We start from the raw sequence: 16,032 nt of genomic DNA on the forward strand, positions 1-16,032 counted from the left end.
TCTAAACCTTATTATCATCTAAAAAATCATAGTCGGTTGTTTCTTTAAGAATACTGTTTACTAGTTGATCTGCTTGTCTGGTAGTTTCGGGTAATCGGTATTTTGGGCTTACTTTTAATACCCATTCTATAGCTGTTTCTAAACTAATTTTATGACCTATACTAACAAACATAGGCTTAATATTATCTTGAGTTCTTAAGGCAACCCCTACTGTTTCACTATTCCAAATTAACTCTTGTGTATCTGCTCTATTGCTACCTAATTTTTCTTTTTCATAAAATCCAACTAACCTCTTCTTAGCACAACCTATGGTTGGTATATCTAACTCTATTCCTAAATGAGTAGCCATACCTACATTTTTAGGGTGGGCAATGCCTTGTGCATCACAAATAATTAAATCTGGTTGCATAGTAAGTTTTTTAAAAGCTTCTAAAATAGCAGGCACTTCCCTAAAAGAAAACAGCCCAGGAATGTACGGAAAAGTAATATCCATAACGTGACTGCTTTGTTCGACAACCTCTAAAGTTTCTGCATTTAAAACTACAATAGCTCCTACCATAATTTGCTCTTGCTCATTGTATGCTACATCTACACCAGCTACATATTGTATCTTTTCTGGTAATACATCTCCCTTAATTATTTGATCTTTTAATTTATTTTGTTCTGTGTAGTATTTTATAAAATCATTATTTTTATATAATCCCATTTCCTTATTAGTTTTATGATAATAATTCCAATATTGTTTTTTTAAAAACTTATAATCATATTTAACAGATTTATACGTCGATAAACCCCACCCTAACATAGAATCAATATCGTCTACTTCTATTTCATATTTAACAGATATCTCTTCTAGCAAATCTTTTATATTGAACTCTTTAACTGTTTCAATAATATCAATCTCAGTAATTTCTTTTTCTATTATTTTTCCTTCAACACAAGTGATTTTTTCTAAAAGAAACCCCATGTCATATACTTCAAAGGATGTCCTATCATTATTTTCATACTCCAAAGCATAACCATTACTTTTAGTGAAATCTAATGAATATAATGATCGTTGTCTTTTATTGATAAATATATTTAGCCCATAAGGATAACCTTTGATATAAGTTCTTTTAGAATAATATTCTTTCCCATATTTACTTTCAACAACTCCAGAAAAAGGTTTATTCTCTTTTAAAAGAGTCGAAAAATCATTTATACAAACATTACTAAAATTTACTTTGATGTCTTGTCTAAATTTATAATAGTTATTCTTCATTATATAACTTATTAAAAGTTAATTTAAAACCTCTTTCTCCAAAAACTCCAACTCATTAGGTAATTGAGCAGAACTAAATTCTAAATGTAATACTCGCCTTCTTTTCTGGCTAACAGATTTGGCAGAAGCATGTAACAATAATGGTTTCATTAAATGAATGCCTCCACTAGCTACTTCTGCTATATACGGAACACTGTTTTCTGTAATTACATTAATTTCATTATTGGTCAATCGTTTTTTATGCGATCCTGCCAATACTTTTAAGGCTCCGTTTTTTTCATTAGTATCATCTAAATGCACTCTAATAGTAAAACTCTTATGCAATACTTCTTCTGGAGGACAAACTGAAGTAATATTTTCTTTCTTAGTCCAAGAAGAATACCCCTCAGTTTCTATTTTCTCTTTTACATTAATAGGTACATCTTGATGCCAGGTAACATACCAATTTTTCTGAGGCGGTTTGTCAAAATAAATAGCTTTAGTAAGTACAGCTTTTTTGTCTATACTTGCTATAATATTTTGAAGGTTTTTATTTAACAATAGTTGTTTTAAATCGGGTATTTTATGTAACAAACAGCGCAAAGCAAAAGGCTTATCCTCATACTTAGTAAAATACTGATCTAACATCTTTTTAATTCTTCTCACCTCTCGTTGTCCGTACACATTATTTAAAATAGAAAAACCGTTATAATTCAACTTTTTTACTGAGCGTTTTAAATTGCTTTCTGTTACTTCTGTATTGTATAAATCCAATCCAAAATGCAAACGGTCTTTTATATTCCTTCTTAACCTTGAAGGAGCTAAAACTTTACAGCCATCGCCTAAACCTAAAATCTCTTTTTCTAGCTCAAAATTATGCTGAACTTGCAACGAAATTGTCACTCCAAAAGCATCTTTTTCAATTACTTTTTGTGACGAATGAAATGGTTTGGTTAATATATACGGAGCGTTTTTATGAGTAATAAATAAAATAATTTCTTCTGCTGGCAAATTCGGACTTATAGATACGCCAATGGCATTATTAAAATAAGTTTCTGCATCAAAATCTGGCTTCGGTTTAAATACGATATCTGATTTTTTAACGGATATAATTCTATCTAAAGCTATATTCATTACTGGCTGACTCGTTTTTTTACAACCAATTAAAAACCACCTGTTTCTAAATTCTTTTAACAAGTAGGGATGAAAATTAAATTCACTTTCTTGTCTAGCTTTAAATGATTTATAGGTTATTTTTAAACACTGTTTGTTAATAATGGCTTGGTATAAATTATCTAAAAAATCTAGTCCTTTCAAATTTTCATTTTTCTCAAAATCAATCACACTTTTCTGATGCGTTTTTTGCGCATATACGTGGGCTTCTAACTTCTGAATCATTCCATCTAATTCTCTAAAATGAGAAAAGCCTTGAAACTGTTTTAAAAAAGCAACAGACTCTGATAATTTTCCTAAATCATTATCAGATAACGGGATGTTAGTAATACTGTAATTTTCATCTTCGTAGGTGTAATATTTTCTATTATAAACCACTATTGGAGCGTTGTAACCTAACTTGTCACTACGCATCATTTGTATATCAAACTGCACTGTTCTTTTACTTACATAAGTATCTTTTCCTTCGTATTCGTAAAGTGCATCAGAGCAAGCATCTATTAAATCATCAAGCGTCCATTCTCTATACCTGTTTTGTAAACATTTATCAATAGTTTTATATCTAATTAGTGCATTTTTATTTACAGCCATTATAGTTAAATTTTCAATTTAAAAGTAAAGAAAAAATAGTAGTACGCAAAAATATTACGTAGTTAAGAAAAATCTTTGTTTTGAATAATTAATTTTAATTAAAATGGATCGGCTAAAACTAAAAATATTTGAAGCACTGTCACTAAAAATTACAATGTTAGAGTTTGAAAAATGGCTTTATAAACAAGAGAATTTAATGTGTTTAATAGACTCAAATGACTTTATATTTGAGTTAGTAACTATCAACTATAAAAACCCTAATTCTTACAACTATTTAAAAAATCTTGCTAACGAAAATTACCTTGAAGAGGAATGTATTTTGTTCTTACTAGAAAAAACATGTTTAGACATAATCAATGTGAAAACTTCAGATAAAATATGTGATAAATCAATGGAAGTTGTAAAAAAATACACCTATGACTGTGGCTATGAATTGTTATGGGAAATCTATTTATTATACACTCAACATAATTTAGTTGAAATTGGTTATATGAGAGCAAAAGAATTCAATTTAGGATTTAAAAAAGAAGCTCAAAAAATCATTCAAAACTTAAATAAATGTGTTTCATTAGAAGCTAAAATACAGCTCTTAAAAAACGGGTTTTTATAAATAAAATCGTAATTATTTCATTTTTTTCAAAAAAAGTAATACTACGTATTAAGGGGGTAAAAAACAGCTTTATAGAAAAAAATATTTGGAGATTACAAAAAAATGTTCTGATATTTGCAGCAGCGAATAACTGTTCTTGTCCAACACACAAGATGCTAAACTCAGAATAAAAGTAAGAGCTACAGAGAAAACAATTTAAACAATAACTTCCACCTTAGTGGATTAATAACCGAAGAAAAATGTTCGTATTTAACACATCTCAAAAAAGCGCAGTAGGAAAGAATCCTGCTCAGGCTATGCTTCGGTTAGTTAACAGCTAGATTACCATCTACTAAACATATCAATCCGAAGCCATCTGCTTCGGATTTTTTATTTCAAATCGTTTTTGAAATTCCTTTCCGAAGATTTTTAAAGTTTTCAGAATCAGATTATACGTCTGTTTCTATCATCTATAATCACATATCATGGGAAAGAAATTAAAAGGGAAAGACCTGATAAAATTAGGCTTCCCAAAAAACAATAGTATCAATATTGCTTTAGGGCAAATTAATAGATACAGAAAAAGAGAGAAGAAAGAAAAAATACTAACAGAAGCTAAAGAAGTTTTGTTAGCTCCAGAAAAATACAACAACCATCCTATTTGGGGTAAAGTTGCTGAAGGTTTAGTAAAACCAGTAGAAGTACGAATGCATGAGTTAAAAAACACACGTGCACCGTTCAACATTTTTGGCGAAAACGAAATAGATGATCAAGCAAAGTATCAACTATACAATTCGCTAAAATTACCCATAGCAGTAGCAGGTGCTTTAATGCCAGACGCTCATACCGGTTATGGTTTACCAATAGGTGGTGTATTAGCTACAGACAATGCAGTAATACCCTATGGTGTTGGAGTAGATATTGGTTGTAGAATGAGTTTGTCTGTTTTTGATATTCCTGCTAGTTATTTAAAAGGAAAAGTGCATCAATACAAACAGTTCTTGCTAGATTATACTCAGTTTGGAATGTACGGAGTTCACAAAAAAAGAAATGACCACGAGATATTTTCTCATGAAGCATTTAGCACAGTTCCGTTAGTAAAAAGATTAAAAGAAAAAGCATATAAACAATTAGGAAGTTCTGGTGGAGGGAACCATTTTGTTGAGTTTGGAATAGTAACTATTACAGACCAAAACAATGAATTTAATTTACCATTAGGCGAATACTTAGGACTGTTATCACACTCTGGTTCTAGAGGATTAGGTGCAAATATTGCAAAGCATTACACCTATTTAGCTTCTAAACAGTGCCCATTACCCAAGCAAGTGCAGCATTTGGCTTGGTTAGATTTAAACACGCACGACGGACAAGAGTATTGGATGGCGATGAATTTAGCTGGAGATTATGCTAAAGCTTGTCATGACGATATTCATAAAAGAATAAGTAAAGCCTTAGGTAAAAAGCCCATAGCAACTGTAGAAAACCATCACAATTTTGCTTGGAAACAAAATGTAAACGGCAAAGAATGTGTGGTTCACAGAAAAGGAGCTACACCAGCTAGTAAAGGAGAATTAGGAATTATTCCAGGGTCTATGACGGCGCCAGGATTTATAGTAAGAGGTACCGGAAACGAAATGAGTTTACAGTCGGCTTCACACGGTGCAGGTAGATTGCATTCAAGAAAAAAATGCAAAGAAAATTTCACTGGTAGCCAGATGAAACAACATTTAAAAAACCACGATGTAACCTTAATTGGAGGAGGCATAGATGAGGCACCAATGGCCTATAAAGACATTAAAAACGTTATGGCCAACCAATTAGAATTAGTAGAAGTACTTGGAACCTTTACACCAAAAATTGTTCGTATGGCAAAGTAACACTATGTCAGGCTGAGCTTGTCGAAGTCCGAAAAAATATTTCGACAGGCTCAATATGACACTAAAAATTAAAATTATGGGAGCAAATCATAATATAAAAAGATACGGAGAGCTCTGGCCAGATTTTAGAATAAAATACGGGCTAGAGATATTAGAAAAATTAAAACCATGGATTATCATTTCTGGAGGTTGGGCTTGGCACTTTATGTCTGAAATCAATCATAAAGAATATAAACATGCCCATGACCATAAAGACATAGACATTTTTGTGCATCCTAAAAACGTAGCTCAGGTAATGACAGTATTGCTTGAAAATGGATTTACAAAAGTCTGGACTCGATATGATGCTTTACCAAGCAACGAAAATTTTAGACGTTACGAGAAAAAAGAATGGTTACCTAACGGTAAAGAATTTAGAATTACCATTGATTTTTTTGAGTCTAAATCTATTCAAACTATAGAGGTAAATGGCTGGAGTTTAGTAGAACCTAAAGCCTTGTTAAGTTTCTATAGAGGCATTCACTCTAGTGATAAATGTTGGGCAGTAAAAGCGGCAGTTCTGTTATTAAAAAAGAACCTGCAAGTTATTGGTAATTCATTGTTAAGCAAAAACCCTTTAGAGGTATAAAATGGAAACAAAAACAATACAAATATCGGCAGGAAGAGGTCCTTTAGAATGTTGTTGGGTAGTGGCTCAAGTACTTAAGTTTTTTCTAGAAGAAGTAAAAAACAACCAGATTGAGTATACAATTCTTAACAAACAAAACGGAATGGAAAATGGAACGGTACAATCTGTAACCTTATCATTAACTAGTCATTCTTTGGATCTATTTCTGTCTCAATGGATTGGGACTATACAATGGATTGGGAAAAGCCAATTTAGAAAATATCATAAACGAAAAAACTGGTTTATTGGTATTTATGAATTGCAACAAGTTCGATCTCAAAAAATAGCAATGCAAGATATTTACTATCAAACTATGAGAAGCCAAGGAAAAGGCGGACAACATGCAAACAAAGTAAATACGGCAGTTAGAGCCATTCATAAACCAACTGGTTTAGCGGTAGTAAGTATGGATTCGCGTTCTCAAACTCAAAATAAAAAACTAGCTACAGAACGTTTAATAGTCAAACTAAAAGACCAACAAATCAATGAATTAGCTAAACAAGCTACAGAAGATTGGACTCAGCATTTAAACATAGAAAGAGGCAATCCTGTAAAAACATTTAACGGCACCGATTTTAAAAAACAGCTCAAGAAAAAAACGTTTAAGAGTAAACGAAATGAGCTAAAAAAACAATTAAACAACAGTATAAAAAACTTATAAAATGGCTTTACAAATAGCAGATAAATACTATCTAAAAGCAAAAGACTCTGTTTGTTATGACTGGGAGGAAGCTTGCGATTCTCTTAATTACGCTATATCGTATGATGAAGCTCATTGCCCATCTTTAACTTTATTAGGGATTATTTATGCTAAATATTTACACAATTTAGAAGAGGCTTTCATGTATTTTGATAAGGTTATAGAAACCGATTCAAATTATATTGAGGTGTATCCGGAGTATATTAAAGCATTAATATGGGCAGATGAATTAGAGAGAGCTCAAAAAATTATTGATTTTTCATTAAAAATTAAAGCCATAGACAAGGCTATGGTTTTATGGAATCAGGCTATTATTTATGAAATAAAAGAAGCTTATAAAGATGGAATTAAATCCATAAAAGAGGCTAAAAAATTTACTTATAATGATGGTTATAGAAGTTTTTTGAATAATGAAAAAACACGTTTAAAAAACAAGATTGAAGAAGCTTCTCCTAAGAAGAAAAAAAAGAGCAAAAAGAAGAAAAAGAAGGAGGCTAAAACTTCTAAAACAGATAGTAAAAAGAGTAAAAAATGATACTCAAAAAAATAAATTTTGATTTTTTTAAAATTTTTTAATACTACGTATTAAGGAAAATATTTTCCGACAGATTGAAAAAAACATTTGGAAAATACATTTTTTTGTTCGCATCTTTGCACTGCAAATGAGAAACAAAAATTTACATAACATAGATTTTTCAGGAAGTAACCTGAAATGGAAAAAGGAGTTTTACAAACACCAGTAATTGTATAATTACTGCAACAATATTTGAGCGCTCCGTAAAACGAGCGCTTTTTTTATGAAAAAAATTAAAAAACAAAACATGATAACAAGTAAACACATAACACCGATACAACAGCCGAGTAGCTTACTTTCATTAGAATGGAGTAATGGGTTTTGTTCGTTTGACGGAATTGAACTTGTGTATCGTGATACCAAACAAAAGGGCCAATGGTTTAGGCAATTTAAAATTCTTTAGATATTGAATTTTAACAACACTAATCAAACGCCCGACTTACATCGGGCGTTTTTTTTGACCCAAAAACAAGGAAACTGATCCTTTTGCTCATAGTGGCAGAATAGAAATAATGCAAAATTAAACTTGATTCTTTTCGCAAAATTTCAATTTATTTTTCATCAATTGATGCTAAGGCATCTACTCCGAAAAAGTAAATCTAAATTTTATCAAAAATCTTTCAAGTTGTAAAATTCACCTATTTCTATTCAGACACTAAGCAAGAAACTCAGGAATGATCTTTGACATACTGGAAAAAATTAAGGAAGGTCAAGCCAATAGGTGGTGGCCGCAGTCTTGTAATGAGATTTGTTAAAAAATAATTACATCAATTATTTTTTAAATCTTCGAATTCACAGCATCGTAATCAAATACAATTAGCTGTAAAACTGTTAGGAGTTAATGACTCATGTGGGTTCGATTCCCACCTCTTCCGCAACTAATACCACTTATCAATAGAAATTAGTGAAATAAAACACCCTTTTTTCCTTTCTGCTTTAGTTAGAAAATTTAACCGTAGCTATGGCTATGTTAAAATTTTAAAATTCGCATTAAGAAAAAAATCATCATTTTCTTTTAAACTAATTTCTATCAACAACTGGTATATGGAGAATAGGCAAATGTTGGTTCGTTGCGCTTGTCTGCTAAACAAGTCCACTTGGTAAGTGGCGAAGGTTCGATTCCTTTGTTCTCTGCAATTAAAAAGGAAGTATTGAGCAATTGGTTGGCTCGCCAGACTGAAATGAGTTTCGAATTCAACGATTCGAAAGAAAATAAATACGTGGAGTTAAACTCTGGTCTGTATATCAGCGTGTAGGTTCGAGTCCTACTGCTTCCACAAAATTTAAAAAAGACAAGGTGGCTGAATGGTTAAGGCAACAGTCTGCAACACTGTTTTTTATGAGTTCGAATCTCATTCTTGTCTCAAATTCAAATTAATAATCACATAAATAAATAACATTTTTTAAAACGTAAAAAGATTGCGTACTGACATAGATTCTTTGTAGTGTTATTTATTGTAGTGCCCTGTCGTAGTTGGTTTTTTTGGGATATATATATAACGACAGGGCTTCTTGAAAAAAATGATTATGGAATAATAGCAAAGTTGGTCAATGCGCTAGATTGAAGCTCTAGAGATATAGGTTCGAAATTTTAACATTCATGAATACCTATTAAGACAAATAACCAACAATAGAATAATCCTATTTATTCCACTAAAATAGACCTGTAGCCCAACTAGAAGAGGCATCGGTTTTAAGTACCGTAAAGTGTGGGTTCGAGTCCCATCAGGTCCACAAAAGGGAGTATAGTTTAACTGGAAAAACTTCGGAATACGAATCCGAAGATGTGGGTTCAAGTCCTACTATTCCCTCAAAAATCTGGGAAGATAACGATTGGTTGTTTACTCGCTTTGGATGCGAGAGGTTGCAGGTTCGAGTCCTGCTTCTCAGACTAAATAGTGCCGTAATTCAATAGCTAGAATGCTCGGTTGTCTCCCGAGGGGTTGCGGGTTCGAAATGCTATGCATTCACGAAATCAAATGGCAATAAAACCTCTTGAGTAATCCCGTCGGCACTGCAATAATTAGATGCTCTTAGGTAACATTCTCATTTGCACGTTACATGTTACAGTTATTTGAAAAATAATAACGAGCATCTTTTTACAACATTAAGCGAGTCTTGTTGAATGTTTCTGTATAACATCATTGTATAATTGCTTGCAGGTTTCTGTATAAGTTTATTATATCCAACTCGACTTGAAGGTTAACCAATAACCAAAAATTGGTGACTCTGTAGGTCGTGGGTTCGAATCCCGCTAGGAAATATCTTCCTATAGTTCAGCCTGGTTAGAACGACAGATTATTTTTTGTGGGTTCGAATCCCACCATTCATAAAGAATGTGGCGGAATTGGTAGACGCGCTAAACTTGGGGTTTAGTTAAATAGGTAGAGCACTCAACTCAAAATTGATGTGGCGCGGGTTCGAATCCTGCCAAGTCCACCAAAATGGGACTTGTAGCTCAGTAGGCTAGAGCACTACATTGTTAATGTAGTTTCTATAAGCTAATCATCTTGTAAAACTGATTACCTAGCTTGTTACGCTAGTCTTAACCTAGTTAAGAAAATTAACAAAAAACAAGTTGTATTCATCTGTAATATTAAAACTTATTACGGTTATGAATAGGCCAGAAAGTGAATTTTTATATGTGGCGACTAAGATCTTTAATTTATTAACAACCATTTATGTTGTTAAATATCTAAAACATCTTTTTTTAAATATATAACCTCGTATTTCCGTCTTGCAATAATGATGACTACTTCTTGTTTTTAGAATAAAATGTCGCGTGAGGGGTAGAAGCTTTGTTGAAGTTCTTTTTTGTTTCGTTAAAGCAAAAAAACGACAGCCGAAAACCTGACCACCTTACTAGTGGGCACGTTCAAATATATAATAATCAGTTCCGTTACGGCTGAATATTATCCTAATAGATTGTTTAATTTAAATACGCTTAAAATGAAAAGAGTACGTATTAACAAGGGGAAAATTGGTTTGGTATTTAAAAATGGAGACTACCAAAAAGTAATTACCCAAGGAAATCATTGGCTATCATTAAGTCAAACTGTTTATGTTTATGACTTAAACACACCATTTTTTGCTCCAATACATTTAGATATTCTACTAAAGGATGACAATTTAGCTAGTTTATTAACGGTAATTGAAGTAAAAAACAATGAAATTGTATTAGTTTATGAAAATGGGTTGTTTAAAAACACCTTAAATGCTGGTAGATATACCTACTGGAAAGGATTAAATACATATAATTTTACAACAATTGACCTCAACAAAATTTATATTACTGAACAAATTGACAAATCATTATTCAGCAATTTTGAAATTAGTCAATACATAAGAACCTTTGAGGTTTTTGCCTATGAAAAGGCGGTATTGTTATTAGATGACGTTTATACAAAGACATTGGAAAGCGGTGTTTATCGCTTCTGGAAAAATGATATTAATATAAAAATTGCCAAAGTAGATTTGCGTCAGCAACAATTAGAAATTGCAGGTCAAGAATTATTAACTAAAGATAAAGCTGCTATTCGTGTTAACTTCAACACTCAATATAAAGTTGTTGATATTGAAAAAGCTTTGTTAGAAAATAAAGATTTTGAAAAGCAACTATACTTAAACCTACAATTAAGTCTACGTAATTATATTGGTGCTTATACTTTAGATGAGCTTTTAGAAAGTAAAGAAAATATTGCTCAAGCTGTATTAAATAACGTATCTGATTCAGCTAAATCTTTAGGTGTTAAAATCTTAGATTGTGGTATTAAAGATGTTATTTTACCAGGAGACATGAAAGAAATCATGAATCAGGTATTAGTAGCACAGAAAAAAGCTCAAGCAAATATTATTATGCGTAGAGAAGAAACTGCTTCGACCAGAAGCTTGTTAAATACAGCAAAGCTAATGGAAGACAACAAGATGCTTTATAAATTAAAAGAGATGGAGTATGTTGAAAAAATTGCCGATAAAATAGGTGAAATTACTGTATCTGGTAATGGAGGTATGATTGGTCAATTAAAAGAAATCTTTTCTGTAAAATAATACGATTTGTTTTAACAAGGATTGGTTATTAGGCCAATCCTTTCTTTTAGACCTGTAGCCCAACCGGAAGAGGCGCTAGACTTAGAATCTAGTTAGTGTGGGTTCGAGCCCCATCAGGTCCACCAAAAAAAGAGTATTGTATAAGGGTAGTATTTTGGTCTCCAAAACCAACGGTGAAGGTTCGAATCCTTCTGCTCTTGCTAAATAATTCAATCTAGAAAGCTCAAGGGTAACTGTAAGATGGATTAAGCAGTTACTCTTGTATTTAAAACATTCATTCATCTATAGTTATTGTCGATTCAACTATGATTATAAACCATTAAACGAACTTTACATTTATAAAATGAATATTTTTTATATTTTTTTATCAAATGTATCTATTATGAAATTACTCAAAATTTTACTCATTGATGATGATATTATGACAAATTTTATCAATGAAAAAAACTTACGGAAACATTTTTTAAACAATGAAATAAAGTCTTTCATTTCTGCAATAAATGCATTAGAATATATCATTTCATCTTTTAAGGAAAATAACACTCAAAAGAACCTAATCTTTGTAGATATCAATATGCCTAAAATGGATGGGTGGGAATTTTTAGATGAGTATAAGAAATTACCCGATGATCTTAAAGCTACAAATCATATCTATATGTTAAGCTCTACGTGTAATAAAAATGACATTGAAAAATCGAAGCATTATTCAAGTGTAAAATCATTTTTTACGAAGCCTTTAACTCACGATAATATTAATTTAATTCATTCTAGTATTTAAGACCGTTTCTAATAATGCCTAAGCTTAAATCTAAAAGATATTTAATTGTAATTTTTAGTAGTATTTTATTGTTTACTATAGACTTAATTCTTCCATTAGGTTTAGCCATTGGTTTGCTTTATGTATTATTAGTTTTTTGTTCATTATTATTCAATAAACAAAAATCGCCTATATACTTATCTATTTTATCAACCGTATTAACGCTTTTAGGTTTTTTCTATTCAATAGAAACAGCAACTGTAGAATGGATTGTTATTTCTAATAGATTACTAACTATTTTGTCTATATGGGCAGTTGGTTTTTTATTATTTAAAATAAATATTAAAACCAATAATATTAAAAAAATAAATTACCGATTAGATGAAAAACTAGAAGATTTAAAGTTGAAGAATGAAGAATTACAACAATTTTCTTATATAACCTCTCATGATTTACAAGAGCCCATTAAAAACATTTTAAGTTTTACAATGTTTTTAAAAGAAGAAAATTCATTTGATAATCAAAGTCTTTTTTATCTCGATCAAATTTCAAACTCTGTAAATAAACTATCCAACTTAATTAAGTCTCTACTAGATTATCATTTAATTGGTCAACGATCAGAAGTAAAAAAAATAAATTGTTCCCTTGTAGTTCATTCAGTCATAAAAAAACTAAACATTGACAATGCACACTTAGAATTTAACAAATTACCTAACATATATGGTTTTAAAGAAGAATTTGAAATATTAATTTACAACCTTTTATCTAATGCATTTAAGTTTAATAAAAGTGAAAAACCATTTGTAAAAATTAAATGCTACGACAAGGAAAAGTTTTGGCAGTTTTCTATTCAAGACAATGGCATAGGTATAGATCCTAAATACTTTGAAAAAATATTTTTCATGTACCAACAATTACATCATAAAAACGATTTTGAAGGAATTGGTGTAGGTTTAACTTTTTGTAAAAAAATAATAGAACTTCATAAAGGCACTATTTGGGTAGAGTCTAATAACAATGGTAGTACTTTTTATTTTACCATAAAAAAATACATTCATTTAGATTGAATTAAAAATACTTCTAACTAAGGTTTTTATTAAATTACAAAAACTACGCAATAAGATTACGTATTATGTTGAAACATTTGTCTTGTAATTAAAAACAAACAAAATGAAAACAACAGGAAACACTTTAATTGAATTAGGTTTTAGACCCGGAAAATGGTTTACTGAAGCATTAGATCATATCAATCAAAACAATCTAGAAGGAGAAGCATTAACATCGTACTTAGAACAGTTTAAATCTCCACCTATTATAGATTTACACGAAGAAGCAGTTCCTTTTACTATTAATATAGAAGCCAACAATGATTTAGAACAAGAAAATGTAGATTCTGTTATTAAAACAATGTCTACTTTACTAAAAACACCAACTATTGTTAATGGGGCTATTATGCCAGATGCTTGTCCTGCAGGACCAAACGGAACCATTCCGGTTGGAGGAGTTGCAGTAACAAAAAATGCCATTCACCCAGGTATGCATAGCGCAGATATTTGCTGCTCTGTTATGTTAACCAATTTTGGAGATGCAGATCCTAAAGCTGTTTTAGATGCCGCCCATGCTAACACACATTTTGGCCCTGGAGGAAGAAGTAGAGAAGATCAATACCGATTTCCAGATGCTTTAAGAACTTCTTTTGAAAATAACTTTTACCTTAATAATGATAGAATTCTAGGAATGGCCAGAACTCATTTAGGAACTCAAGGAGATGGAAACCATTTCTTATTTGTAGGGAAATCTAAAAAAACTGGCGATACCATGTTGATTACGCATCATGGATCTAGAGGTCCAGGAGCAATGTTGTATAAAAAAGGGATGCAAATAGCAGAACGTTTTAGAAAAGAACTTTCTCCAGCAACGTTAAAGCAAAATGCTTGGATTCCTTATGAAACAGAAGAAGGAAAAACGTATTGGGAAGCTTTGCAAATAATAAGAGATTGGACAAAGTTAAATCACGAATGCATTCATAATGCAACCTTAAACAAACTTGGAGTTGAAGCTAAAGATCGTTACTGGAATGAGCATAATTTTGTGTTTAAAGATGGTGATTTGTTTTATCATGCCAAAGGAGCTACTCCTTTAGATCCTAAGTTTATGCCAGATATTACTGGCCCTAGGTTAATTCCATTAAACATGAGTGAACCTGTGTTAATTGTAGAAGGAAACACTACTAAAGCTAATTTAGGTTTTGCTCCTCACGGTGCCGGTAGAAACCTGAGTAGAACTCAACATAGAAAGTCTAAAGAAGGGAAAACTTTTGAAGAAATTTTTAATGAAGAAACTCAAGGTTTAGATGTACGATTCTTTTCTAAAGAAATTGATATTACAGAATTACCTAGTGCTTACAAAAATGCTGAAAGTGTTAGAGAACAAATGGAAACTTATGGTTTAGGAACTGTAATAGATGAAGTCTTACCTTATGGTTGTATTATGGCTGGAGATTGGCAAAAAAACGCTCCTTGGAAAAATAGGAGAAGAAAAAGAAAGAATAAATAACCCAATGCTGATTAGATAACTAGTCAGCATTTTTAAAATTTAGAAATCATGCAAAACATATATTTTACATCAGACCATCACTTTGGTCACACTAACATTCTTAAGTACTCTAACCGACCCTTTAAATCGGCAGAAGAAATGGATGAAGAACTTATTAAACGCTGGAACAGCAAAGTTCAACCCAATGATATTGTCTATCATTTAGGAGATGTAGCTATGACTAAAAATCCAGAAGGAATTGGAGATATTTTAAACAGATTAAATGGCAAAATCTACCTTATAAAAGGTAACCACGAGCATTCTGCCCTTAAACACAAAGGTCGATTTGAATGGATTAAAGATTACCACGAACTAAAAGTAAAAGATGAAGAAGCACCTAATGGTAGCCAAAAAATTATTTTACTTCATTACGCTATGAAAGTATGGCGATCGTCATTTAGAGGTACGTGGCATTTATACGGTCACTCTCATGGTAGTTTACCAGACGACCCTAATAGCCTTTCTTTTGATGTGGGTGTAGATTGCCACGATTACTACCCAATTTCTTACGAGGAAGTTAAGGCAATTATGAAACAAAAAACATGGACACCTCCTTTTGAAAATAGAAACTAGAAACCATAAAAACCACTACAAACATTCACTAATTAATAGTGTTCAATTTTATAAACTGTAGTGGTTTGATATGGTTTAAATCGTGAATATTGATTTTTTACTATCTTTACACCAGTTCATTGACACCGTTCTAATGGTTTTTGATTATGTATTAATTTAAAACTATATATTATGAATTGGAAAATTCAAAAACTATTGAATGGAGAGACCATTGTCTCAAAAGAAGCCGGTAATTCTATGTTACCATTATTAAAGTCTAAACAACCTGTGATGCTTCAACCCATTAATTGGGAAGAATGTAATGCTGGAGATATAGTCTTTTGTAAAGTAAGAGGAAACTGTTATACGCATTTAGTAAAAGGAAAAAATGTGAAAAGAGGACTCTTAATTGGTAACAACCATGGACGAATTAACGGTTGGACTAAAAATGTTTATGGCAAGGTAATAGAGATTTTACCTATGTCTTAATTGTAGCGCGAGAAGCGCTTTTTTTGTTTATATACTTTTTGAATCAGATATTTGATTATACATATCGATTTTTAATATACCTCTCTAAAGTTACTGGTTTCACCTATCGTGAAATCAATATTATTGTTTGGTTTTATCTTATACCATTTATTTGGTTTATGCTGATAGACAAAATCAAACA

Annotated in this window: 13 protein-coding genes and 8 tRNA genes; 19 read left to right on the top strand and 2 right to left on the bottom strand. The window is 31.3% G+C overall.

Annotated elements, in window-relative coordinates; all coding sequences use genetic code 11:
- Position 1 precedes the first annotated feature (1 nt).
- Both nfi and ACFQ1O_RS04560 read right to left on the bottom strand, forming a co-directional pair.
- Positions 2-1,261 (bottom strand): deoxyribonuclease V, encoded by a 1,260-nt coding sequence (gene nfi / locus ACFQ1O_RS04555; protein ID WP_377713813.1) that lies wholly within the window; start codon positions 1,259-1,261, stop codon positions 2-4.
- Between the two features lie 18 nt (positions 1,262-1,279).
- On the bottom strand, positions 1,280-3,004 hold the full coding sequence (locus ACFQ1O_RS04560) for a WYL domain-containing protein (RefSeq protein WP_377713815.1): 1,725 nt from the start codon (positions 3,002-3,004) through the stop codon (positions 1,280-1,282).
- A gap of 103 nt (positions 3,005-3,107) precedes the next feature.
- Between ACFQ1O_RS04560 and ACFQ1O_RS04565 the strand changes: the two genes are divergently transcribed.
- From ACFQ1O_RS04565 to ACFQ1O_RS04655, 19 genes are all read left to right on the top strand, one after another.
- Complete coding sequence (locus ACFQ1O_RS04565) at positions 3,108-3,614, top strand: hypothetical protein (RefSeq protein ID WP_377713817.1); 507 nt, start codon at positions 3,108-3,110, stop codon at positions 3,612-3,614.
- Positions 3,615-4,078: 464 nt separating this feature from the next.
- On the top strand, positions 4,079-5,470 hold the full coding sequence (locus ACFQ1O_RS04570; protein ID WP_377713819.1) for an RtcB family protein: 1,392 nt from the start codon (positions 4,079-4,081) through the stop codon (positions 5,468-5,470).
- 76 nt (positions 5,471-5,546) lie between these two features.
- Positions 5,547-6,098 carry a hypothetical protein gene (locus tag ACFQ1O_RS04575; protein ID WP_377713821.1) on the top strand — a complete coding sequence of 184 codons (552 nt, stop codon included), beginning with the start codon at positions 5,547-5,549 and terminating at the stop codon, positions 6,096-6,098.
- 1 nt (position 6,099) lies between these two features.
- On the top strand, positions 6,100-6,798 hold the full coding sequence (gene prfH, locus ACFQ1O_RS04580) for a peptide chain release factor H (protein WP_377713823.1): 699 nt from the start codon (positions 6,100-6,102) through the stop codon (positions 6,796-6,798).
- 1 nt (position 6,799) lies between these two features.
- Positions 6,800-7,372: a hypothetical protein gene (locus ACFQ1O_RS04585; RefSeq protein WP_377713825.1), complete on the top strand. Its 573-nt coding sequence runs from the start codon at positions 6,800-6,802 to the stop codon at positions 7,370-7,372.
- A 1,085-nt stretch (positions 7,373-8,457) separates the two neighbouring features.
- Positions 8,458-8,545: transfer RNA gene (locus tag ACFQ1O_RS04590), tRNA-Ser, on the top strand.
- A gap of 10 nt (positions 8,546-8,555) precedes the next feature.
- Positions 8,556-8,688 (top strand) — tRNA-OTHER (locus tag ACFQ1O_RS04595).
- A gap of 14 nt (positions 8,689-8,702) precedes the next feature.
- Positions 8,703-8,775: transfer RNA gene (locus tag ACFQ1O_RS04600), tRNA-Cys, on the top strand.
- Between the two features lie 165 nt (positions 8,776-8,940).
- Positions 8,941-9,064 (top strand) — tRNA-Phe (locus ACFQ1O_RS04605).
- Between the two features lie 8 nt (positions 9,065-9,072).
- A tRNA-Leu gene (locus tag ACFQ1O_RS04610) sits at positions 9,073-9,145 on the top strand.
- 5 nt (positions 9,146-9,150) lie between these two features.
- Positions 9,151-9,222 (top strand) — tRNA-Arg (locus ACFQ1O_RS04615).
- Positions 9,223-9,229: 7 nt separating this feature from the next.
- Positions 9,230-9,302, top strand: a tRNA-Pro gene (locus ACFQ1O_RS04620).
- Between the two features lie 1,058 nt (positions 9,303-10,360).
- On the top strand, positions 10,361-11,458 hold the full coding sequence (locus ACFQ1O_RS04625) for a slipin family protein (protein ID WP_377713827.1): 1,098 nt from the start codon (positions 10,361-10,363) through the stop codon (positions 11,456-11,458).
- 129 nt (positions 11,459-11,587) lie between these two features.
- Positions 11,588-11,658: transfer RNA gene (locus tag ACFQ1O_RS04630), tRNA-Trp, on the top strand.
- 182 nt (positions 11,659-11,840) lie between these two features.
- A complete protein-coding gene (locus ACFQ1O_RS04635) occupies positions 11,841-12,236 on the top strand; it encodes a response regulator (protein WP_377713829.1) in 396 nt (131 codons plus the stop codon).
- 14 nt (positions 12,237-12,250) lie between these two features.
- Positions 12,251-13,282 carry a sensor histidine kinase gene (locus ACFQ1O_RS04640; protein ID WP_377713831.1) on the top strand — a complete coding sequence of 344 codons (1,032 nt, stop codon included), beginning with the start codon at positions 12,251-12,253 and terminating at the stop codon, positions 13,280-13,282.
- Between the two features lie 103 nt (positions 13,283-13,385).
- Positions 13,386-14,771, top strand: coding sequence for an RtcB family protein (locus ACFQ1O_RS04645; protein WP_377713833.1), 1,386 nt, complete (start codon positions 13,386-13,388; stop codon positions 14,769-14,771).
- Positions 14,772-14,819: 48 nt separating this feature from the next.
- Positions 14,820-15,383 carry a metallophosphoesterase gene (locus ACFQ1O_RS04650; protein WP_377713835.1) on the top strand — a complete coding sequence of 188 codons (564 nt, stop codon included), beginning with the start codon at positions 14,820-14,822 and terminating at the stop codon, positions 15,381-15,383.
- 171 nt (positions 15,384-15,554) lie between these two features.
- Positions 15,555-15,851 (top strand): S26 family signal peptidase, encoded by a 297-nt coding sequence (locus ACFQ1O_RS04655; protein WP_377713837.1) that lies wholly within the window; start codon positions 15,555-15,557, stop codon positions 15,849-15,851.
- Positions 15,852-16,032: the final 181 nt, after the last annotated feature.

The sequence above is a fragment of the Pseudofulvibacter geojedonensis genome, from assembly GCF_042675745.1.
Taxonomy (GTDB): Bacteria; Bacteroidota; Bacteroidia; order Flavobacteriales; family Flavobacteriaceae; genus Pseudofulvibacter; species Pseudofulvibacter geojedonensis.

What these genes read in the sequence shown, in the direction of transcription:
- nfi (WP_377713813.1), bottom strand. Translation starts at nt 1,261, where the DNA reads ATGAAGAATAACTATTATAAATTTAGACAAGACATCAAAGTAAATTTT.
- ACFQ1O_RS04560 (WP_377713815.1), bottom strand. Translation starts at nt 3,004, where the DNA reads ATGGCTGTAAATAAAAATGCACTAATTAGATATAAAACTATTGATAAA.
- ACFQ1O_RS04565 (WP_377713817.1), top strand. Translation starts at nt 3,108, where the DNA reads ATGGATCGGCTAAAACTAAAAATATTTGAAGCACTGTCACTAAAAATT.
- ACFQ1O_RS04570 (WP_377713819.1), top strand. Translation starts at nt 4,079, where the DNA reads ATGGGAAAGAAATTAAAAGGGAAAGACCTGATAAAATTAGGCTTCCCA.
- ACFQ1O_RS04575 (WP_377713821.1), top strand. Translation starts at nt 5,547, where the DNA reads ATGGGAGCAAATCATAATATAAAAAGATACGGAGAGCTCTGGCCAGAT.
- prfH (WP_377713823.1), top strand. Translation starts at nt 6,100, where the DNA reads ATGGAAACAAAAACAATACAAATATCGGCAGGAAGAGGTCCTTTAGAA.
- ACFQ1O_RS04585 (WP_377713825.1), top strand. Translation starts at nt 6,800, where the DNA reads ATGGCTTTACAAATAGCAGATAAATACTATCTAAAAGCAAAAGACTCT.
- ACFQ1O_RS04625 (WP_377713827.1), top strand. Translation starts at nt 10,361, where the DNA reads ATGAAAAGAGTACGTATTAACAAGGGGAAAATTGGTTTGGTATTTAAA.
- ACFQ1O_RS04635 (WP_377713829.1), top strand. Translation starts at nt 11,841, where the DNA reads ATGAAATTACTCAAAATTTTACTCATTGATGATGATATTATGACAAAT.
- ACFQ1O_RS04640 (WP_377713831.1), top strand. Translation starts at nt 12,251, where the DNA reads ATGCCTAAGCTTAAATCTAAAAGATATTTAATTGTAATTTTTAGTAGT.
- ACFQ1O_RS04645 (WP_377713833.1), top strand. Translation starts at nt 13,386, where the DNA reads ATGAAAACAACAGGAAACACTTTAATTGAATTAGGTTTTAGACCCGGA.
- ACFQ1O_RS04650 (WP_377713835.1), top strand. Translation starts at nt 14,820, where the DNA reads ATGCAAAACATATATTTTACATCAGACCATCACTTTGGTCACACTAAC.
- ACFQ1O_RS04655 (WP_377713837.1), top strand. Translation starts at nt 15,555, where the DNA reads ATGAATTGGAAAATTCAAAAACTATTGAATGGAGAGACCATTGTCTCA.